We start from the raw sequence: 20656 nt of genomic DNA, 5'->3' as shown, positions 1-20656 counted from the left end.
GCCCGCGGCGGGCGAAACCCCGGGGCGCGGCCGCGGAGGCGCCCGGACGGGGCATGCGGCGGGGGCCCGTACGGCGGTGTGGACGGGCGGGCTGCGGGGGCCGGTGCCAGGCTGGCCGGAGGCCGGGACCGGGGAGACCCGGGTCCGGGCCTCGAGCTGCGTGGCCCCGTCAGCCACCCGTGACCCGTCACGCATCACCCGTCACCCGTCACCCGTGAGAGGAACCCCCATGATCACCACGGACTTCGTGCCCGGCTCCCCCTGCTGGCTGGACCTGGGCTCCCCCGACGTCCCCGCCGCCGCGGCCTTCTACGGCTCCGTACTGGGCTGGGAGTACGAGTCCATGCCGGACGAGGAGGGCGGCCCCGACGGGGACGCGGGCGGCGGGGACGGCGGCGGGGAGGAGTTCGAAGGGGGGATGTTCCGGAAGGACGGGAAGATCGTCGCCGGGCTCGGGAAGCTCACGGAGAAGGGGGCGCGGTCGGCCTGGATGGTCTACTACAGCGTCGCCGACGCGGATGCCTCGACGCGGGCCGTGGAGGGGGCCGGGGGCACCGTCCGCGTACCGCCGCTCGACCTCGGCCAGTGGGGTCGGATGGCGCAGTACAGCGATCCGCTGGGCGGGCAGTTCGCCGTGTGGCAGCCGGGGGACAACACGGGCGTCGAACTCGTCGACGAGCCGGGGTCGCTGTGCTGGACCGAGCTGTACACGACCGACGCGGCGGCGGCGAAGGAGTTCTACGCGGGCGTGCTCGGGTGGCAGTACAGCGAGATGGCGCTGCCGGGCGGCGGGGGTGCGTACACGCTGATCACCCCGGCGGGGCTGCCGGAGGAGCGGATGCACGGCGGGCTGATGCAGCTGGGCGAGGCGGACCTGGCGGCGGCGGGCGGGCGGCCGTACTGGCATCCCGTGTTCGCGGTCGAGGACTGCGACGAGGCGGTGGAGCGGGTGCGGGCTGCCGGGGGGCGGGTGCAGATGGGGCCGGAGGATGCGGAGGATGTGGGACGGCTTGCCGTGTGCCTGGATCCTGCGGGGGCCGAGTTCGTCGTGCTCAAGCAGGTGCCGCGCTGAGCGGTTCCCCTCGGACCGGGGCCGGGTGTTTCCGGGGCTCCGCCCCGGACCCCGCGCCTCAATCGCCGGCGGGGCTGGAGGCGGCCGGCTTCCGCGCGCTCCGCGCCCGGTGCGCTCAATCGCCGCGCGGGCTTGATGTGGCCCCCTGCGCGGGCATGCGCGCGCGGCGAGCCGGTTGCGCTCCCTGAGGCAGGCGGGAGGGCCCGAAGTCCCGTACGGACAGCGGGCTCGGCACAGACCCCGGTGATCCAGCCCCGCCAGCCCAGCCCGCAGGCCAGGGCGGATCCCGGCAATCCAGCCGGGCCAGCCCAACCACGGGCCAGGGGGCGGCCCCAGACAATCCAGCCCCGCCGACGCGGACAACGGGCCAAGGGGGCGGACCCAGGCAATCCCGCCCTGTCGACGCGGACAACGGGCCAAGGGCAGACCCCGGCAACCCAGCCCCGCCGGCGTTTGAGGCGCGGGGTCCGGGGCGGAGCCCCGGGGGGTTGGGACGGGCACCGTTCGTGTGGGTGGGTGGCTCGCGGCGGGGTCGACTTGGCTGGGTGGGGGTGGGGGTGGGCCGGGAATCGGACGGGATCTTGAGGGGGTGGAGCTCCGGGGGGAGGGGAAGCCGCTGGTCGCAGGGGTTTGGGGGGCGGCCGGAAGTGGACCACGGCCGGGCGGTGGGCCTTTGCCCGGGGATTATGCGGCTGCCAGCATGTGCCCGCGCGCCCCGCAGAGGCCCGGGCCGAGAGCAGCCCCCGGACCTCCCGGTTTCCCTGGTTCCGCCCGGTGAACAAACGTCAGGAGTGCACCTGTGATCCGCTCGAAGATGCGCACGCTGCTGCTCGGGGCCACGAGCTCGGCCGCGGCGGCCCTGCTGACCGCCGCCCTCGTCCCGGCCCCCGCGTCCGCCGCCCCGGCCCCGGCCCCCGCAGCCGCAGCCGCAGCCGCGCCGTTCTGGTCCTGCACCGTCCCGGCCGGCTACGTGTACACCGCCACGTCCAACACCCTCAGCTGCGGCGGCACCGGCTTCCGCACGCACTTCTACGTGCAGCCGCCCAAGGACAGCCTGTGGTCGTGTACGACCGCCCCCGCGGCCGGGTTCACGTACACCGCCACCACCAACACCCTCGACTGCACGACCAGCGGCAGCTTCCGCACCAAGTTCCTGCTGCGCACGCCGACGACCGGCCTGTGGGCCTGCACCGTGCCGGCCGGGTTCACGTACACCGCGACCACCAGCACGCTCGACTGCTCCACCAGCGGGGCCTTCGGTACGAAGTACCTCCTCCGCGCCCTGTAGGGGATCGGACAGGGGCGGGAGGGGAGGCCTGAGGCGGGAGCCGGCCACGGGGTACGCTGCGAGCGGCCCGCCGGGCCCGGGGCCCCGCGCCTCCCCACCCGCCGCCGAAAGCGATCCGATGCCCGCCCTGTGCGCCGCCGCCCCTGCCGGCCCCCGGCCGCGGGCCGGGCTGCCCCCGGTACTGCGGGCCGCCGCACCGGCGGCGGTGGGCGTACTGCTGCCGCTGGGCGGGCACGCGCTGCTCGCCCCGCACGCGCCCGGCTGGCTGCTCCTGCTGCTGCTCGCGGCCGCGGCGCTGCCGGTGTGGGTGCTGCTCGGCCGGCGCCGTCTCACCGACGTACAAGTGCTCGCCGCCTTCGCGGCGGCCCAGGCCGCGTACCACCTCTGCTACGTCGTGCCCGGCGCCTGCGCCACGGCCCTGGACGGGCACTTCCCGGCCGGCGCCCCGCCGCCCTCGGTGCTGCTCGGCGCGCACGCGGCCACCCTGATCCTGACCGCCCGGCTGCTCGGCACCGCCGAGGCCCTGGCCGTACGCGCCCGGCCGCTGGCGGACGGCGTGCTGCGCGCGCTGCGGGCGCTGTGGCCCCTCCTCGCCGCAGCGGTGCGCTCCGGCCACCCGCCGCGCCCCGCCCTGCCCGCCGACGCGGCCCCGCTGCGCCCCGCGGACCCGCTCCGGATGCGTTCCGGGCGCGCTCCGCCCCGCCCCGGGCCGCCCGTCGCCCGCCTGCACCGTCTTCCGGGACGCCCCTTCACACCCGCGGCAGCACCCACGCCCGCGGTCTGAGGACACGGGCTCCGAAGGCACGGCACCGGCACGGCGGGGGGCAGCTGTCCCCGGCACGGCCCGCGGCGGCCTCCGTCACACGGCCGCGGCGTCCCGTTCCGCTTCCCTTTCCGTTTCCGTTCGTTCAGGAAGATCCCCATGCGTGTCCTCGACCCGCGTGCCGCCGCCCGTACGGCCGCACGCTCCCTCGGCCTGGCCGCCTCCGCCCTGCTGCTCGCCGTACTCGCCCTGCCGCAGGCGGCCGCGGCCCACGGCGGGCCCGGCTCCCCGTCCGGTTCCTCCCCCGCGCCCGCGTCCTCCGCCCGCGCGGCCACCGTGGAGCGGGCCCGGACCAGCCTGACCGCCGTCGGGTTCGGCTTCGGCGCGGGCGTCCTCGGGCTGGCGGCGGCCATGGCCGTCACCGTGCGCCGCCGCGCCCGCTCCGGCGGCTGACCCGCCGCCGCCGAGTCGCGGCCCCGTCGCCAGCCTCTCACCGCAGGCCCTGCACCTTCTCCTCCACCCTCCGACAGCCTTGGAGACCCCGCATGAAGAAGCACCTCTTCGCCTTCCTCGTCCTGCTGACCGCCTTCGCCGCCGCCCTCGGCTCCTTCCTCCTGCTGCGCCCCGACCCCTCCGGGAGCGGGGGCGGGAGCGCCCTCCCGGCGCCCGCGGCCGATGCCCGGGTGGTGCGCGAGAACAGCCACCGCCTGACGGATCCCGCGGACAGCAGGCTGACCGTGGTCGAGTTCCTCGACTTCGAGTGCGAGTCCTGCGGGGCCTTCCACCCGGTGGTGGACCGGCTCAAGAAGGAGTACGGAGACCGGGTCACCTTCGTCGCCCGCTACTTCCCGCTGCCCGGCCACCGCAACGCCCTGCCCGCCGCGCGCGCCGCCGAGGCCGCCGCCCGGCAGGGGAAGTTCGCACAGATGCACGACAAGCTGTTCACCACGCAGGCCGAGTGGGGCGAGGCGCAGGAGCCCAAGGAGGCGGTCTTCCGCTCCTTCGCGCAGGAGCTCGGCCTCGACCTGGCCCGCTACGACGCCGATGTGGCCGCCCCGGCCACCGCCGAGCGGATCACCCTCGACCAGCGCGACGGCGCCGGGCTGGGCGTGCAGGGCACCCCGACCTTCTTCGTCGACGGCACCCGCGTCGCCCCGCGCAGCTACGAGGAGTTCAAGGCGCTCATCGAGCAGCGGCTGGCGGGCTGAGCCGGCCGGGCGGCCCCGGGCCGGAGACGGCGGGGGCGGCACGGCGCGGGCGGCGGGTACGACGCGGGGGGCAGGCGGCAGGCGCGGCACGGCGCGGGCGGCGCGGCCACGCACTGCGCACGCCGCCCCGCCGACCTACGCTGATCAGGTGACCGGCTGCGCCGGCGACCACGGCGGCCGCACCCGACGCCGTCCGAGGCGGCCGGCAGGAGGTGAGTGCCGATGTCCGCAGCACCCGGGCCCCGGGTATCCCCGGCCCGCCGGCGGGCCGCCGCAACAGCGGCCGTCCTCGCCCTCGCCTGCACAGGCGCCGGCCTGGGGGCGGGCACCGCACGGGCCGAGGACAACGGGATCGCCGACAGGACCCCGCAGGCCATCGCGGACGCCTCCCGCCAGGCCATGTCGGAGGTCAGCGCGATGCGCATGGTCGCCGAGGTGACCGAGTCCGAAGGCACCACCGACCTCGACCTGCGCTTCGACGAGCAGGGCAACTGCACCGGCACCGTCTCCCCGCCCGGGGACTCCGGCGGCGCAGAGGTGATCAAGCGGGGTGACGACGTGTGGATGAAGCTGGACGACGCCCTGCTGCGCTCGCAGCTGCCGGGGGCCGCGGCCGAGGACGCCATCGCGCTGATCGACGGCCGCTACCTGCACGGCACGACGAACAGCTTCCTGCTGCGCGATTTCGCGGAGTTCTGCGACCTCGACTACTTCAAGCGGGAGTTCTCCTCGAAGCCGCCGAACGAGCAGCTCGCCAAGGGCGCCCGGACGCAGGTCGACGGCCGCCCGGCGATCGCCGTGACGAGCAGGCAGGACGGCCGGACCGGCGTGTACGACGTGTCCACCGAGGACGCGCCGTACCTGCTGCGGGTCCGGGGCACCGACACGGCCTCCGGAGAGCGGGTGACGGCCACCTTCTCCGACTTCGACGAACCGGTGGCCGCCACGCCGCCCGCCGCCGCGGATTCGGTCGACCTCTCCGAGCTCCAGTAGCCCTCGCCGCCCCACCCGCACCGGCACCCGTGTCCGCGGCCGATGCGGGTAGGAGCGCGGTGTGAACTACGTCAGCCCGGACCAGGGGTACACGCGGGACACCCGGTACCTCACCACGCGCATCACCGCCGACGGCCGCTTCGGCTACCCCGTCGAACCGGGCCGCTACCGGCTGGTGGTCAGCCGGGCCTGCCCCTGGGCGGGCCGGGCCGTGATCGTACGGCGGCTGCTCGGCCTGGAGGAGGCCCTGCCCATGGCCGTGGCGGGGCCGGTGCACGACGAGCGCAGCTGGAGCTTCGACCTGGACCCCGGCGGCCGCGACCCCGTCCTCGGCATCGACCGGCTGCGGGAGGCGTACCTCGCGCGCGACCCCGGCTACGACCGCGGGATCACCGTCCCCGCCCTCGTGGACACCGCCTCCGGCGCGGTGGTGACCAACGACTACGCGCAGATCACCCTGGACCTCTCCCTGGAATGGGCAGCCCACCACCGCCCCGGGGCGCCCGCCCTGTACCCGGCGCCGCTGCGCCCGGACATCGACGCCGTGAACGCCCTCGTGTACCGCGACGTCAACAACGCCGTGTACGAGGCCGGGTTCGCCGGCAGCCAGCGCGCCTACGCCGATGCGTACGCCCGTCTCTTCACCGCGCTCGACGGGCTCAGCGAGCGGCTGGCCCGCACCCGCTACCTCGTGGGCGACGTGGTCACGGAGGCGGACGTGCGGCTGTTCACGACCCTGGTGCGCTTCGACTCCGTGTACCACGGCCACTTCAAGTGCAACCGGCAGAAGCTCACCGAGATGCCGGTGCTGTGGGCGTACGCGCGCGACCTCTTCCAGACCCCCGGATTCGGCGACACCGTGGACTTCGACCACATCAAGCGGCACTACTACCGGGTCCACCGGGACATCAACCCCACCGGCATCGTCCCGGCCGGGCCCGCCCTCGCGGACTGGCTCGCACCGCACGGGCGGGGCGCCCTCGGCGGACGGCCCTTCGGCGGGGGCACCGCCCCGGGCCCGGTGCCCCCGGCCGAGGCCGTCCCGTCCGCGCACGGGCCCCGCGGCGGCGGCTGACCGGCCCCGGGGCGCGGCGGCCCCGGGCTCAGCCCCGCTGGTCGAGCGCCCGGCGCAGCTGCTCCTTGTTCATGCCCGAACGCCCGTGCACGTTGCGGCGCTTGGCCTCCTCGTAGAGCTGCTCGTACGTCCTGCCCTGCGCCCCGCTATACGACCGGCGCCCGCCGCGCTCCCCGGAGGACATGTCCTCGAGCGACAGCCGGCTCGCGGTCTGCGACTCCCCGGCCCGGGCCCGCTCCTTGTTGACCGTGCGGGCCGCGATCTCCTCGGCCCGCTCCTTGCTCTCGCCGCGGTCCTCGGCGCTCTCCTTGATGTGCTCGTACTGGCGTTCCCGCTTCTTGCTCCAGCTGCGCGGCATGGCCGCCTCCTCGGTTCGGATCCCCCCGGTTCGGTTCCCTCGGGGGCGCGCCTGCCCGGGGCGGGCGCGGCTACACGGGGCGGGCGGCGGGGACGCGTGCGCGGGCCGGGGCGGGGTAGGCGCGGGGCTCCGGAACCGAGGAGCGCCCGAACTGGTCCTGCTGGACCGGCCGCTGCGCCGGGCGCGGCCCGGGCCGGAAGCGGCGGGTGGCCTGCCGCTGGTGACCGGACTCCTCCGCGGGCTGCGCAGCCGGGGCAGCGCGCGGCGCTGCGGCGCACCGGCAGGCCCGCGGCGGTGGTGGACGAACTGGCCGCGGCCACGGCGGCGGCGTGACGGGGCGCGTCCCCGGGAAGGCGGGCAGGGCCGTGAACGGACCCCGACTCTCACACCAGGAGCAGCTGGCACTCGCAGCCATCGAGGACGCGCTGCGCACCGACCGCAGGCTGGACCGGAGGCTGACCACCATGAGCCGCGCCCCGCTGCTGCGGGCCGCGGCGGACCTGCTGCGCCGGATCCCGGTGGGCCCGGCGGTCTGCGCCCTGGCCCTCCTCTCGGCAGGCCTGCTCGTCCCCGCGGCGGCCACGTCCGAGCCGCTGCTCATCGGCGGGTTCGCGCTGGCGTGGACGGCCACCCTGGCCGGCCTGTGCTGCCTGCTGCGCCGCTGGTGCCGCGCCCACCGGCTCCCGGGCCCCCGCTGACCGCCGCGGGGCTTCCCCACGGCGACCGACCAGCACGGTCGCGCCCCGGCGTCGGCCGCACCGGCCGTGTGCGGCGCACCGGGCTGCGGAGGTCCCGGGCGAGCGCCTCCGGGCGGCTTACGGTGGCGGGCCCGAGCCGAGGAGGTGCCGTGGAGCGTGCGGTGGAGCAATCCGGGAACACGGACCCGCCGGGTCCGGTACGGCACCCAGGACCGGCCCCGGTACCCGTGCCCGCACCGGGGCCCGGGCCCGGAGCGAAGCCGGGGGCTGCCGGCGCGCCCGCGGCCGGCGCGTCGGCCGGGGTGCGGGGTGGGGCCGGGCGGCGGCAGGTGCTGGCGGCTGCGCTGGGCGTGGGGGCGGCAGCCGCCGCACACCCCGGGCGGGCGGCAGCCGCCGGCCGGGGCGGCGGGGCCGGGCCGGTCGCGGGGGGACCGGCGGGGGCGCCCGCCGCCGCGCCGGGCGGGCGCGGGTCCGGGGGGTGCCTCGACGTCCGGGCGGAGAACCGCCTGCCCGGCGCGCCCGACTGGCGGATCACCACCCCCGGCACGGCCCGCGCCCTCGAAGGCTTCGCCGAGCGCTGCTCGGTGCTCCCCGGCGAGCAGGTCGGGCTGCGCGTGTCCACGACCGCGCCCCGCTTCACCGTGTCGGCCTTCCGCATCGGCTGGTACGGGGGCGCCGGGGCCCGCCTGGTGTGGCGTTCGGGGGAGCTGCCCGGGCTGCTCCAGCCGCCGGTGCGGACCGACCCGGCCACCCGGGCCGCGCGCGCCGACTGGGAGCGGACCGCGCAACTCCCCACCGACGGCTGGCCGGAGGGCTGCTACCTGCTGCGCCTCGACGCGGTGGGTGCGCCGAAGCCGGCCCAGCGGTACGTGCCGCTGACCGTCCGCTCGGCCTTGGCCGCGGGCCGCTCGGTGTTCGTCAACGCCGTCGGCACCTGGCACGCGTACAACCGCTGGGGCGATGCGGACCTCTACGGCGGCGCCGACGGCGGGTACGCCACCCGCTCGCTCGCCGTCAGCTTCGACCGGCCGTACCGCAGCGCGCACGGCGCCGGGCAGTTCCCCCGGTACGAGGAGCCGCTGCTGCGGCTGGCCGAGCGGATCGGGCTGCCGCTGGCCTACGCGGCGGGCCCGGACCTGGCGGCCGCGCCGGAACTGCTGTGCGGGGCGCGGGCGCTGCTCTCCCCCGGGCACGACGAGTACTGGAGCCCCGAGCAGCGCCGCAGCGTGGCCGCGGCCCGCGACCGGGGGATGAACCTGGCCGTGTTCGGGGCGAACTGCTGCTACCGCCGGGTCCGCTTCGAGCCCTCCGCCACCGGCCCGGACCGGCTGATGGTCTGCCACCGGGGGGACTACGCGCAGGACCCCGGCTTCCGGCGGGGCCTGCCGCCGACGAACGAGTTCCGCCGCGCGCCGCTGCCGGAGCCGGAGAGCGCGCTGCTGGGGGTGCTGTACGACGGCTACCCGGTGGACGCGCCGTACGTGGTCACCGAGCCGGGGCACTGGCTGCTGGCGGGTACGGGCGCGGTGGCCGGGGAGTCCTTCGCGCATCTGGTGGGCGTCGAGTACGACCGGATCGACCTGCGCTACCCGACCCCGCGGCCGGTGCAGGTCCTGGCCCACTCCCCCGTGGTGTGCAAGGGCCGGGCGAGTGCCGCGGACACGGTGTACGCCTCGCTGCCCTCGGGCGCGGGGCTGTTCGCGACCGGCACGATGCGGTGGGTGGAGTCGCTGGAGGCCCGGGGCCCGGCCGGCGGGAAGGGCAACCACGGGCTCGACGGGCGGGCGGGGGCTTTCACGCGGATCGTCACGGAGAACGTGCTGCGGGCCTTCGCCGCGGGCCCGGCGGGGCGCGCGCGGCCCGCCGAGGACAACGTGGCCCGCCACTACGGCGGATCCCCGCCGGCCCCCGCTGCCGGGGGCGGGAACGGGGTGGCTCCCGGAGCCGGGGCCGCGGGCCTCGGCGACACCGGCCCCGGCACCGGCGCTGGCGCAGACACCGGCCCCGGCCCCGACGGCTGCCACGGAGACGGCCCGCCCGCCCCGGCGGGAGCCCCCGCCCGGCCGCCGTCCCGGTGACGGCCGTCCCCCGGTCGGCGCAGCGCGCGGCGTGGAGGCGCGGGGGCGCAGGGGCGCGCGGCTAGCTTCGGGCTCCCCTCCGCGGACCGGCGCGCCCCGCGCCCCAGCGGGCCCTCCCGCCCCTGGCCCACCGGTCCGCCCGGCCCTCCGGGAAGTGGACCGTTGCGCCGTCTTGCCTCCGCCCTCACCGTCCTCACCGCCCTGGTCTCGGGCGCCGTCCTGACCGGCGCGCCCGGCGGGCACGCCGCCGCCTCCGGGCGCGGTACGAACATCCTCGTCGTCGGCTCCGACAGCCGGGCCGGGCTCTCCAAGGCCGAGAAGAACCGGCTGCACGTGGGCGGCGAGGGCTGCAACTGCACCGACGTGATGATGCTGGTCCACCTGTCGGCGAACGGCCGGCGCGCCACGGTCGTCTCCATCCCCCGGGACACGTACGCCGAGTACGCCGACGGCACCGGGACCCGCGGCAAGATCAACGGGGCCTTCAAGCGGGGCGGCGGCCCGCTCGCCGTCAAGACCGTGGAGAAGCTGACCGGACTGCACGTCGACCACTACCTGGAGACGGACTTCCGGGGGTTCGAGCGGGCCGTCGACGGGATCGGCGGGGCCATGGTGTGCACCGACCGGGCCGTCGTGGACGAGAACTCGGGGCTGGACCTCACCCCGGGCATCCACCACGTGAACGGCAACGGCGCCCTGCGCTACGTAAGGGCCCGCCACATCCCGCCCCGCTCCGGGGACCTGGGCCGGATGCGGCGCCAGCAGCGCGCGGTCTCCGACCTGCTGTCCCGGCTCACCCTCGAAGGCGCCCTGGCGGACCCCGCGGCGGCCGCCGCCACCGCCCGGACCCTGCTGAAGTCCGTGCGGACGGACGGGGCCACGGGCCTCGACGACCTGGTGCGGATCGGGACGGCGCTGGGACGGCTGCGCGCCGGGCAGACCGAGTTCGCGACGGTGCCGCTCAGGGAGTTCGACCACCGGGTGCCGGGGGTGGGCTCCACCCTGCTGTGGCACGAGGAGCGGTCCCGGGCGCTGTGGAAGGCCCTCGCCGAGGACCGGCCGGTCACCGGGGACCGCCGTATCCACCCGGTTCCGGCCGTTCCGGTGCCGACGAACCCCGCCGCGGTCAAGGTGCGGGTGGACGAGGCGCGGACGGCCGCGGCCCTCAAGGCCGCCGGTTTCGCCGTCTCGGACACCTCGGCGAAGGCGCCGAAGACCCGCCCGGACGGGCCGCCGGTCATCCGGTACGCCCCGGGGCGCGAGGCCGATGCGGCCACCCTCGCCGCGGCCCTGCCGGGGGCCCGGCGGCAGGTCGTACCGGCGCAGGACGCCTCCTTCGACGTGGCGGTCGGCAGCCGCACGCCCCGCGTGGAGAAGGTCGGCTGGGACCGCAACACCGCGGACGGCGCCCCGATCGGCGGCGACCGCCTGGGCTGCGCGGGCAACGCGGCCACGGCGGGCGCCCCGCCGGTGGTCGCCCGGGCTGCCGGGCACCGTACCCCGGGCGGGCGCTGACCGGACCGGCAGACGGGCCCGGCGACTCCGGGCCCGGGTCGGCCCCGCGGGGGCCGTCCGCCCGCCCGGCCGCGGCCGCAGGCGTCAGGGATCCGTCAGTTCCGCGGCCCCCGCCGTCAGGATCGCGTCAGGGGCGGGCCACGGGGGGACCCGTACGGGCATAGCTTTCGGGAGCCGCCCCGGACCGCCTCCCCGCGTCCCGGGGAACCGGCTGTCGACCACGGCTCCCAGGAGGCCCCGATGTGCCTGTTCCGCTACGAGAACGACCCCGAACCCGAGGAACGCGTCCCGGCCGGACTGCTCTGCGTCCCCGTCCGGCCGGGCAGGGCGGGGGTGGCGGTCCGCATGTTCCGCACCCCGCTGGGCGCCCGCACCGCCGTCGGCTTCACGGGCCCCGCCCTGCTGGCCGCGACCCTCGGGGAGCGCCAGCCGTGGATCCTGCTGTCCGAACCGGCGCTCCGCTCCCTGGCCGCGCCGCTCGGGGCGCAGCTGCTGACCGTGGACCCGAGGTTCACCGCCCCCGCGGTGGCCGCGTCCGCACCCGCGCCGCACCCCTCCCCCGCAGCGGCCCCCGCACCTGACCCGGTACCGGCACCGGCCGCCCGGCGGGAGGGCGCGCGATGACCACGGCGCTCGCCCCCGCGGCCGGCTGCGCCACGGACCCCGCACCCGGCGTCTGGCCCGCCTCCACGGTCGCGCTCGCGCACGGCGGCCTGGCCGTCGGCGGAGTGGACCTCACCGGCCTCGCCGAGCGCTACGGCACCCCCCTCTACGTACTCGACGAGGGCGAGGTGCGCGCCCGCTGCCGCGGCTACCGGGCCGCCCTCCCCGAGGCCGAGGTCTACTACGCCGCCAAGGCCTTCCTCTCCCGCGCGGTGGTCCGCTGGATCCGCGAGGAGGGGCTCGGGCTGGACGTCTGCTCGGCGGGCGAGCTCGAACTCGCCGTCACGGCGGGCTTCCCGCCGGAGCGGATCCTGCTGCACGGCAACGCGAAGTCGCCGCGCGACCTCGACAGCGCGCTGCGGCTCGGCGTCGGGCGCATCGTGATCGACAGCCCGTCCGAGATCGCCCGGATCGCCGCCGCGGTCGGTCCGCGCGGGCACCAGAAGGTGATGGTCCGCGTGGTGCCCGGGGTGTCCGCGGGCGGCCACGAGAAGGTCCGCACCGGTACGGAGGGCCAGAAGTTCGGGCTGTCGGCCGCCGACGGGTCCGCGCTGCGCGCCGTGGCCCGCATCCTGGCCCAGCCCCAGCTGGAACTGACCGGCCTGCACTGCCACATCGGCTCCCAGATCACCGGGGTGGAGCCCTATCTGACCGCCCTGCGGCGGATGGTGGCCCTGACGGCCGCGGTGCGCGACGCCCACGGCACCGCGCTGCCCGAGCTCGACCTCGGCGGCGGCCACGGCATCGCGTACCGGCCCGGCGAGCCCGCCCTCGACCTGCCCGCCCTCGCCGCGGCCCTGCGGGCGGCCCTGGCCCGCGAGTGCGCCGCGGCCGGGCTGCCCGTACCGCGGCTGGCGGTGGAGCCGGGCCGGGCCGTGGTCGGCCCGGCCGGGGTGGCGCTGTACCGGGTGCTGGCCGTCAAGGAGAGCGGCGGGACGCTGTTCGCCGCCGTGGACGGCGGGATGAGCGACAACCCCCGGCCGGCGCTGTACGGGGTCCGCTACGCGCCCCGGCTGATCGGCCGGGCCCCGGCGGCCGGGCCCCGCACAGCCACGGTGGTCGGCCGGCACTGCGAGGCCGGGGACGTGCTCGCCGCCGGGGTGGAGCTGCCGGGCGACGTACGCCCCGGCGACCTGCTGGCCGTCCCGGTGGCCGGGGCGTACCAGCTGTCGATGGCCTCCGGCTACAACATGGTGGGCCGGCCCCCGGTGGTGTCGGTCCACGGGGGCGCGGCCCGGCTGCTGGTGCGCCGCGAGACGCTGGAGGACCTGCGGCGGCGCGACGTCGGGGACTGATGCGGCGGGCGGCGGGGCCGGACCCCCTGCCCGGGGCCGGCCCCGCCGCCGGACCGCCGCCCGCCCGCTGTGCTACGCCGCCGGCTGCTGCTGGGTGACGCAGTGGATGCCGCCGCCGCCCGCCCCGAGGCGGTCGATGTTGAGCTGTTCGACGACGCGGCCCGGGAAGAGCCGCGCCAGGGTGGCCCTGGAGGCGCTGTCGGCGCGGGTGTCGCCGAACTGGCCGCTGATGACGGCCCCGTTGCAGACGTAGTAGTTGGCGTAGGAGGCGAGGAAGTCCGGGTTGGTGGAGCGGATCTTGTAGTAGTCGGGGCCCTGGAGCTTCTCCACCGTCATGCGGGCGCCGCCCGCGGTCGTGGCGGAGGAGAGGATCTGGTACTGCTGGCGGGCGTCCTTGGCGTAGACGTCGTTGTCGGTGGACAGCGGCATCTGGACCAGGGCCCTGCCCGGGGCGAGGAAGCGCGAGGTCGCGTCCACGTGGTCGTCGGTGATGTCCTGCCCGTAGACCCCGTCGAACCAGATGACCTTGGTGGCCCCGTACGCCGCGCACAGGGCCGCCTCGATCTGGCTCTGCGAGAGGCTGGGGTTGCGGTTGCGGTTGACGAGGCTGCTGCGGGTGGCCATCAGGGTGCCGGCGCCGTCCTGCTCCACGGCGCCGCCCTCGCCGACCAGTGCGGCGGAGGTGAAGGGCAGGCCGAGGTAGGAGGCGACGCGGCCGGCGACGAGGGCGTCGCGGGCGTGGGTCTGCTTGTTGCCCCAGCCGTTGAAGTTCAGGCCGACCGCGTCCAGGCCGCCCGCGCCGTCGGTGCGGAAGACCGGGCCGGTGTCGCGCATCCAGCAGTCGTCCACGGGGATCGTGCTGACCACGGTGACGGCGGGGCCGCACAGGGAGCGGGCCCGCGAGGCGCTGGCGGAGTTGGCGCAGAGGTAGACCGGCTCGTACTTGGCGATCGTACGGGCGATCAGCGCGATGTCGTTCTGAACCCCGCTGAGCTTGTTCCCCCAGATCGAGGAGGAGTCGGGCCAGGCCATCCAGGTGCGGGTGTGGCGGACGTCCTCGATCGGCACCCGGAAGGCGCCCGCTGCCGCGGCGGGGCGGGCCGCCGCGGCTCCGGCCCGGCCCTGGGTGGCCGCGATGGCGGCTCCGGCCGCGGCAAGTCCGGCGGCGGCCAGGAAGCGGCGCCTGCCCAGGCCCTCGGCGGGCGGGGTCGGTGCGTGAGCGTTCATGAAGGGCTCCTCGGTTGACGTGGGCTGGGGGGCTGGAGGCCGTACCCGACTCCGCTGCGGGGAAGGGGAGTTGACCGGAAAGCTAAAACTGGCCAAGCGCTCGGTCAATAGTTGCGGCAGGATTCTTCCGGACGGATCCGCGGCGGGCGGGCCGCAGCCGGGCCGCCGGCCGGCAGCGGATCGGGGGAAGCCGCAGGTGGCGGCGGGGCGGCTGGTTAGAGTGGCGCCATGGCTGCCTCCGTGAAGGAATCCGAGGAATCCCCGGACACGTCCGGCCCGACCGCCCCGCCGCCCCGCACCGGCCGGAGCCGGGCCTCCGCGAAGGGCGAGCAGACCCGGGCGCGCCTCATCGCCGCCGCGCGGACCCTCCTCGCGGGCGGGATGGCCGAGCGGTTCACGACCCGCAACGTGGCCGCCCTGTGCGGGGTTTCGCACGGGATGTGCCACTACCACTTCCAGGACCGCACGGACCTGGTGCTGGCGGTGGTCGCGGACATCCGCCCGGAGTGGATCCACCCGCTGGAGGAGGCGGTGTCCGGTCCCGGCTCCTTCGAGGAGCGCACCGGGCGGCTGGTCGGCGTGCTCTCCCGGCCCGAGGGCACGGAGCTCTCGCACCTGCACGCGGCCCTGCACTGGCACGCCCTGAACGACGAGCGGGTCCGCGCGGCCCTCGAGACCGAGTACCGGCGCTGGCGCGGCTGCTTCACCGCGCTGTTCCGCGTCCTGGCCGAGGAACGGGCCGCGGAGGGCGCCGGGGGCGTGGACCCGGAGCTGCTGGGCGAGGCCGTCGCCGCCGCCGTGGACGGGCTGGCCGCAGCCGAGTCGCTGGGCTCCGCCGCCGATCCCGAGGCGGTCCTGCGCATGCTGGTCCGCACCCTCGCCGCCGGGACCCGCCCGGCGCCCTGACCCGGAGCCCGTGCGGGCCGGGGAGGGGCGTACGCGCCGGGATGCCGTACCCGCTCGGGAAGCCCCGGACGAGCCCGGGGGGGGGCAGGCCGTACGGGAGAAGCCCGTACGAGCCCGGGGGGCAGGAGCCCGTACGCCCCCGCGGGGCCCCGTGCGCCCGCCCTACATCGCCCGCCGGGCCGCCGCGATGGCCGCCGGGTCCCAGCCGGGCCGCGGCACCGACCCCAGCAGGAGGCGGGTGTACGGGTGCCGGGGCCCGGCCAGCACCTCCTGCGTGGGGCCCTGTTCGACCACGGCGCCGTGCCGCATCACGACGATCTCGTCGGTGACGCACCGCACCACCCCGAGGTCGTGGGTGATGAACAGGTAGCCGATGCCGGTCTGTTCGCGCACGTCGGCCAGCAGGTTGAGGATCTGCGCCTGGACGGACACGTCGAGGGCGGCCACCGCCTCGTCGAGGACGAGCACGGCGGGCTCCACGGCCAGGGCCCGCGCGATGGCGACGCGCTGGCGCTGGCCGCCCGACAGGGAGCGGGGCAGGGCGTCGGCGGCCCGGGTGCCCAGTCCGACCTGGTCGAGCAGTTCGCGGATGCGCCGCGCGTGGTCCCCGCCGGGGAAGTGCAGCGCCAGGGTCTTGCGCAGGGCCGCCTCGACGCTGGTGCGCGGATCGAGGGACAGGTACGGGTCCTGGAAGACCATCTGGACCTCGCGGGCCCGGGCCAGCCGGGCGGCGCGGCCCCGGGGCCGGCCGGTGCCGCCCGTGGTCCGCGGGACTCCGTTGACCAGCACCTCCCCCGCGTCGGCGCGGTCGAGGCCGACGACGATGCGGGCGGTGGTGGTCTTGCCGGAGCCCGACTCCCCCACGATGCCCAGCGAGCCGCCCGCGGGAAGGGCGAAGGACACGTCGTCCACGGCGCGGACGGCTCCGTAGGCCCGGTGCAGTCCGCGTACCTCAAGGACGTGGCGCGCAGGCGCGTTCTCAGGCTCCGGCGGCATCCGCGGCGCTCCCTTCGAGCTGGTCGCTGTGGTGGCAGGCGGCCCGGTGGCCGGGCCGGCCGGGGGCCGCGGCGGGCTCCGGGGCCTGCCGGTCGCACACCTCGGTGGCCAGCGGGCAGCGCGCCGCGAAGGCGCAGCCCGCCAGGGGCTCGCGCAGGTCCGGCGGCTGCCCCTGGATCGCGGCGAGCCGGCCGCGGGGGCCGTCCATGCGGGGGGTGGAGGCCAGGAGGGCGGCCGTGTACGGGTGGCGGGGGCGGGCGAAGAGGTCCCCGGCGGGGCCGCTCTCGGCGATGCGGCCGGCGTACATGACGTACACGCGGTCGCTGACGGCGGCGGCGAGGTCGAGGTCGTGGGTGACGAACAGCAGCCCGGTGCCGAAGCGTTCGCGCAGTGCGGCGAGGAGGGCGACGACCTCGGCCTGGCTGGTGACGTCGAGGGCCGTGGTGGGCTCGTCGGCCAGCAGGAGCACGGGGTCGCCCATGAGGGCGGCGGCGATGACCACCCGCTGGAGCATGCCGCCGGAGACCTGGCCGGGGTACTTGCGCTGTACGGACTCGTCGAGGCCCACGGCGCGCAGGAGTTCGGCGGCGCGGGCGGCGGCCCGCCCGGCGGTCATGGCCCCGGTGAGGACGGCCCCCTCGGTGAGGAAGTCCCCGATGCGGCGCAGCGGGTTGACCGCGGCGCGCGGGTCCTGGAAGACCATGGCGGCGGCGGTGGCGCGCACGTCGCGCAGCCGGCCGGCGTCCAGGGCGAGCACGTCCTCGCCGCGGACCCGGACGCTGCCCTCCACGGCGGCGCCGGGCGGCAGCAGCCGCAGGGCGCTGCGGGAGGTGATGCTCTTGCCGGAGCCGGACTCGCCGACGAGGGCGACGGTCTCGCCGGCGGCGACGGTGAGGTCGATGCCGTCGAGGACGGGGCGGGCGGTGCCGGGGAGGGTGATCCGCAGTCCGCGGATGTCGAGGGCGGGTTCGGCGGCGGTGGTGGTGTCCCGGCCGGTGGCGGCGGTCATCGGTCCCTCCTGGCGACGCGGTCGGCCCAGCGCTCGCCCACGACGTTGAAGGCGACGACGGTGAGCACGATGAAGGCGCAGGGCAGTACCGCGGCGAGCGGGTAGCCGTGCTGGACGGCGGTCTGCCCGTCGAAGACCATGCGGCCCCAGTCGGGGGTGAGCGCGGGCACGCCGAGTCCGAGGAAGGAGAGTCCGGCGAGGTCCATGAGGGCGTAGCCGAAGTTCACGGTGGACTGGGCGAGGACGACGGGGGCGATGTTGGGGAGGATGTGGCGCAGGCAGATCTGTACCGCCGAGTGGCCCTGGACCAGGTAGGCGCTGACGTACGGGCGGGAGCGCTCGGCGAGGACCAGCGAGCGGGTGAGCCGGCTGACGTAGGGCAGGTAGGCCACGGCGAGGGCGATGACGGGGGCGAGCAGCCCCTCGCCGTACACCGAGATGATCAGGATGGCGAGCAGCATCCCGGGGAACGCGAAGACGAGTTCCGTGCTGCGGGAGAGCAGGGAGTCGATGCGGCCGCCGCGCCAGGCGGCGGTCATCCCGACGGCGATGCCGGCGACGGTGGAGGAGGCGACCACGCCGAGGGGGCCGAGCAGGGAGGTGCGGGCGCCCAGCAGGAGCCGCGAGAGGGTGTCGCGGCCGGCGGCGTCCACGCCGAGGGGGTGGGCGGCGGAGGGTCCGGCGAGGGCGTTGCCGAGGTCGACGGCGTTGGGGTCGTACGGCGCCAGCCAGGGGGCCAGGAGGGCCGCGAGGACGATCAGGGCGACGAGGGCCAGGCAGAGCGCGTGGAGCGGGGAGCGGGTGGTGCGGATCCGGGCGAGGCCCGGCCGGCGGGTGAGGACGGCGGTCATGCGGCGGCCCTCCGGGATTCCAGGGTGACCCGCGGGTCGACCAGGGGCAGGAGCAGGTCCACGAGCAGGTTCACCGTCATGAAGAGGGCGACGATGATCAGCGAGATGGCCTGGACGGTGGGGAAGTCCTTGGTGCTGGTGGACAGTTCGAGGAGCTGTCCGATCCCGCCGATGCTGAAGGCGGTCTCGACGAGCACGGTGCACACGAGCAGGGTGGAGACGATGAGCCCGCCGGTGGTCAGGACCGTGCCGAGGGAGTTGCGGAAGACGTGGCGGCGGATGACCTGGCGCTCGGGGACCCCGCGGCTGCGGGCGACGGTGACGTGCTCGCTGTCGAGGGCTTCGAGCATGGCGGAGCGGGTGACGCGGGCCAGCATCCCGATCAGGTAGAGCGCGAGGGCGACCGCGGGCAGGGTGAGGTGCCACAGCATGTCGGCGAAGCCCTCGCCGGCCCCGCTGCTGGGGAACCAGCCGAGCCGGACGGCGAAGAGGCCCTGGAGGAGGACGGCCGCGACGAAGGACGGGGTGCCGACGGCGAGGGTGGTGCCGAGGAGGACCGCCGAGTCGGCGGCCCCGCCGCGCACGGCGGCGATCCGGCCCAGCACCAGTCCCGCCGCGACGACCAGGGCCAGGGCCATGGCGATCAGCAGGAGGGTCACGGGCAGCCGGTCGGCGAGCAGCCGGGAGACCTCGGTGCGGTAGGTGATCGAGCGGCCGAAGTCGCCCTGGAGCACGTCGCCGAGCCAGCTGAGGTAACGGATGAGGAAGGGGTCGTCCAGGTGGTACTGGGCGTTGATCGCGGCCAGCGCCTCGGGTGAGGCGGACCGCCCGGCGAGCAGGAAGCTCGCCGGGCTGCCCGGCGCCAGGTACATGGCGCCGAACACGAGGAAGGAGGCGGCGAGGAGGGTGGCGGCCATCTCCAGCACCCGGCGGACGGCGAATCGGGCGAAGCTCACTGCGCGGCCCCCACATCGGCGGCCCACGGGTAGTACATGTACGCGATGGTGGTGGGCGCCCCGGTGATGCGCTTGCCGAGGAAGACGGCGGTGGGCCATTCGGCGACGGGGATCCACAGGAGCTCTTCGGCGGCGCGGCGCTGGAGTTCGGCCTCGATGCCCATGCGCCTGCCCGGGTCGTACGTGCCGCCCGCCCGGTCGACGAGCCGGTCGTACTCGGGGTCGCTGTAGCCGGCGAAGTTCATGTAGGCGCCGGTCCTGAAGTTCTGCAGCAGGTCGAGCGGGTCGGTGATCGAGTCGTAGTAGGTGAGCGGGAACATGTCGATGCCCTCGCGCGCCTGGGGGTCGGTGAACAGGGCCGTGAAGGCGTTGGGCGCGATGGTCTTGAGCTTGATGTCGAGGCCGATGCGGCTGCCCGCGGCCTGGACGGCGGTGGCGAGCAGGGAGACGTCCTGGCCGATGGAGCTGGTGGCGACGGTCAGGGTGCTGCCCTTGGCGTTGGCCTCCTCGATCAGGGCCTTGGCGCGCTCGATGTCCTGGCCGGTGGGCGGCAGTGCGTCGAAGGCGGCCTTGAGGGTGCTCTCGGGTGCGGCGGCCCAGACGGCGCGGGTGGTGAGGGAGTTGGTGGCGGTGCCGGCCCCGCCGAGCCCGGCCTTGACGAATCCGCTGCGGTCCAGGGCCAGGGAGAGGGCGCGCCGGACGCGGACGTCGCCGAGGACGCCCTTCATGTTGGTGATGTTGACGTTGACCGTGCTGAGGCCCTCGCCGAAGTAGAGGGTGCCGACCCCGCTGCCGCGCAGCCGGGCGTAGCTCTCGGTGGGGATCAGGTAGCCGCCGTCGACCTCTCCGCTGAGCATGGCGTTGGTGCGGGCGGAGGGGTCGGTCAGGACGCGGAAGACGACCTGCTTGGCCCTGGCCTTGTCGCCCCAGTAGCCGTCGAAGCGGTCGAGCCGGATCGACTGGCCCTTGTTCCAGGTGCCGAGCTTGAAGGGGCCGGTGCAGGCGAGGCCGCCGCTGGTGCCGTAGTCCCGGCCTGCGGCCTCGACCCCGGCCTTCGAGGCGACGACGCCGGCGGCGGTGGCCATGTACTGGGGGAACTGCGAGTCGGGCTTCTTCAGCTTGACGGTGACCTGGAGCGGGCCGGTCTTCTTGACGGCGGCGACGTTCTGGAAGACCTGCGCCCAGGCGGCGGCGTTGTCCGGGTCCGTCTGGCGGCCGAGGCTGAAGACCACGTCGTCGGCGGTCATCGTGCGGCCGTCGTGGAAGCGCACGCCCTCGCGCAGGTCGTAGACCCAGGTGGTGGGGTCGGGGTTGGCGGCCCTGCGGGCGAGGCCGGGTTCGGTGGTGAGCCCGGGGGTCCAGCGCATGAGGCTCTCGCACACGTTGGACAGCACGGTGTTCTGCGGGTAGTCGAAGGCCACCGTGTAGTCGAGGGTGGGCGGTTCCGCGTACAGCGCCCAGGTGAAGGAGTCGATGCCGCCCGCGGGCAGGGGCGTGGAGGCGGAGAGCCGGAAGTCGGTGACCGCGCTCCCTGCGTCCTTGGGCGGGCCCGCGCAGCCCGCGAGGAGGGCCAGGGAGGCCAGCGCGGCGGCCGCGGCGGCGCGGGGCCCGGGGGTGCGGCGCGGGGCCGGGGGGTGCGGGTGTCTGCCCGTGCGGGGTGGGTAGCTGGTCATCTTCGCGCTCTCTGTTCCGTGAGGGATGCGGG

The 20656-nt window shown here is 76.3% G+C and carries 20 protein-coding genes; 13 read left to right on the top strand and 7 right to left on the bottom strand.

Annotation, left to right across the window (positions count from 1 at the left end):
• Window positions 1-229 precede the first annotated feature (229 nt).
• From ACZ7JZ_RS08595 to ACZ7JZ_RS08565, 7 genes are all read left to right on the top strand, one after another.
• Window positions 230-1072, top strand: coding sequence for a VOC family protein (locus ACZ7JZ_RS08595; RefSeq protein ID WP_470934830.1), 843 nt, complete (start codon window positions 230-232; stop codon window positions 1070-1072).
• 799 nt (window positions 1073-1871) lie between these two features.
• On the top strand, window positions 1872-2360 hold the full coding sequence (locus tag ACZ7JZ_RS08590; RefSeq protein ID WP_470934827.1) for a hypothetical protein: 489 nt from the start codon (window positions 1872-1874) through the stop codon (window positions 2358-2360).
• 118 nt (window positions 2361-2478) lie between these two features.
• A complete protein-coding gene (locus ACZ7JZ_RS08585; protein ID WP_470934824.1) occupies window positions 2479-3144 on the top strand; it encodes a hypothetical protein in 666 nt (221 codons plus the stop codon).
• A 138-nt stretch (window positions 3145-3282) separates the two neighbouring features.
• Window positions 3283-3576, top strand: a complete 294-nt coding sequence (locus tag ACZ7JZ_RS08580) for a hypothetical protein (RefSeq protein ID WP_470934822.1) — start codon at window positions 3283-3285, stop codon at window positions 3574-3576.
• Between the two features lie 92 nt (window positions 3577-3668).
• Window positions 3669-4331 (top strand): DsbA family protein, encoded by a 663-nt coding sequence (locus ACZ7JZ_RS08575; RefSeq protein ID WP_470934819.1) that lies wholly within the window; start codon window positions 3669-3671, stop codon window positions 4329-4331.
• A 222-nt stretch (window positions 4332-4553) separates the two neighbouring features.
• Window positions 4554-5324, top strand: a complete 771-nt coding sequence (locus ACZ7JZ_RS08570; RefSeq protein WP_470934815.1) for a hypothetical protein — start codon at window positions 4554-4556, stop codon at window positions 5322-5324.
• Between the two features lie 61 nt (window positions 5325-5385).
• Window positions 5386-6399, top strand: a complete 1014-nt coding sequence (locus ACZ7JZ_RS08565; RefSeq protein ID WP_470934812.1) for a glutathione S-transferase family protein — start codon at window positions 5386-5388, stop codon at window positions 6397-6399.
• Between the two features lie 28 nt (window positions 6400-6427).
• Here the strand turns inward: ACZ7JZ_RS08565 and ACZ7JZ_RS08560 are convergent, their stop codons facing one another.
• Window positions 6428-6757 (bottom strand): plasmid stabilization protein, encoded by a 330-nt coding sequence (locus ACZ7JZ_RS08560; RefSeq protein ID WP_470934809.1) that lies wholly within the window; start codon window positions 6755-6757, stop codon window positions 6428-6430.
• 365 nt (window positions 6758-7122) lie between these two features.
• On the opposite strand from ACZ7JZ_RS08560, the gene ACZ7JZ_RS08555 reads away from it, so the two are divergent.
• The 5 genes from ACZ7JZ_RS08555 (at window position 7123) to lysA (ending at window position 13006) form a co-directional block, all read left to right on the top strand.
• Window positions 7123-7455 (top strand): DUF3040 domain-containing protein, encoded by a 333-nt coding sequence (locus ACZ7JZ_RS08555; protein ID WP_470934806.1) that lies wholly within the window; start codon window positions 7123-7125, stop codon window positions 7453-7455.
• Window positions 7456-7784: 329 nt separating this feature from the next.
• Window positions 7785-9533: a N,N-dimethylformamidase beta subunit family domain-containing protein gene (locus tag ACZ7JZ_RS08550; protein ID WP_470934803.1), complete on the top strand. Its 1749-nt coding sequence runs from the start codon at window positions 7785-7787 to the stop codon at window positions 9531-9533.
• A gap of 162 nt (window positions 9534-9695) precedes the next feature.
• Window positions 9696-11048, top strand: coding sequence for an LCP family protein (locus ACZ7JZ_RS08545; RefSeq protein WP_470934800.1), 1353 nt, complete (start codon window positions 9696-9698; stop codon window positions 11046-11048).
• Between the two features lie 240 nt (window positions 11049-11288).
• Entirely contained in the window at window positions 11289-11672 is a 384-nt protein-coding gene (locus ACZ7JZ_RS08540; protein WP_470934797.1) for an SAV_915 family protein, read from the top strand.
• Complete coding sequence (gene lysA / locus ACZ7JZ_RS08535; protein ID WP_470934794.1) at window positions 11669-13006, top strand: diaminopimelate decarboxylase; 1338 nt, start codon at window positions 11669-11671, stop codon at window positions 13004-13006. The genes ACZ7JZ_RS08540 and lysA overlap by 4 nt, the downstream gene beginning before the upstream one ends.
• 72 nt (window positions 13007-13078) lie before the next feature.
• Here lysA and ACZ7JZ_RS08530 read toward each other — a convergent pair whose 3' ends face one another.
• Window positions 13079-14233, bottom strand: coding sequence for an agmatine deiminase family protein (locus ACZ7JZ_RS08530; RefSeq protein ID WP_470934791.1), 1155 nt, complete (start codon window positions 14231-14233; stop codon window positions 13079-13081).
• A 228-nt stretch (window positions 14234-14461) separates the two neighbouring features.
• On the opposite strand from ACZ7JZ_RS08530, the gene ACZ7JZ_RS08525 reads away from it, so the two are divergent.
• Window positions 14462-15139, top strand: a complete 678-nt coding sequence (locus ACZ7JZ_RS08525) for a TetR/AcrR family transcriptional regulator (RefSeq protein WP_470934788.1) — start codon at window positions 14462-14464, stop codon at window positions 15137-15139.
• 162 nt (window positions 15140-15301) lie between these two features.
• On the opposite strand, the gene ACZ7JZ_RS08520 is transcribed toward ACZ7JZ_RS08525, so the two are convergent.
• Genes ACZ7JZ_RS08520 through ACZ7JZ_RS08500 form a run of 5 tightly spaced genes read right to left on the bottom strand, consistent with a single transcriptional unit; the run spans window position 15302 to window position 20624 of the window.
• The gene (locus tag ACZ7JZ_RS08520; protein ID WP_470934785.1) at window positions 15302-16135 is read right to left on the bottom strand and encodes an ABC transporter ATP-binding protein; all 834 of its coding nucleotides are present in this window, start codon (window positions 16133-16135) and stop codon (window positions 15302-15304) included.
• Window positions 16119-17144: an ABC transporter ATP-binding protein gene (locus ACZ7JZ_RS08515; protein WP_470934782.1), complete on the bottom strand. Its 1026-nt coding sequence runs from the start codon at window positions 17142-17144 to the stop codon at window positions 16119-16121. The genes ACZ7JZ_RS08520 and ACZ7JZ_RS08515 overlap by 17 nt, the downstream gene beginning before the upstream one ends.
• Entirely contained in the window at window positions 17141-17995 is an 855-nt protein-coding gene (locus tag ACZ7JZ_RS08510; RefSeq protein ID WP_470934779.1) for an ABC transporter permease, read from the bottom strand. The genes ACZ7JZ_RS08515 and ACZ7JZ_RS08510 overlap by 4 nt, the downstream gene beginning before the upstream one ends.
• Window positions 17992-18951: an ABC transporter permease gene (locus ACZ7JZ_RS08505; protein ID WP_470934776.1), complete on the bottom strand. Its 960-nt coding sequence runs from the start codon at window positions 18949-18951 to the stop codon at window positions 17992-17994. The genes ACZ7JZ_RS08510 and ACZ7JZ_RS08505 overlap by 4 nt, the downstream gene beginning before the upstream one ends.
• Window positions 18948-20624 (bottom strand): ABC transporter substrate-binding protein, encoded by a 1677-nt coding sequence (locus ACZ7JZ_RS08500; RefSeq protein ID WP_470934773.1) that lies wholly within the window; start codon window positions 20622-20624, stop codon window positions 18948-18950. The genes ACZ7JZ_RS08505 and ACZ7JZ_RS08500 overlap by 4 nt, the downstream gene beginning before the upstream one ends.
• Between the last annotated feature and the right edge of the window lie 32 nt (window positions 20625-20656).

Source organism: Streptomyces sp. NPDC038213 (assembly GCF_055600495.1).
Note: the sequence above shows the minus strand (reverse complement) of the source record. Positions and strands in the feature narration are given on the sequence as shown.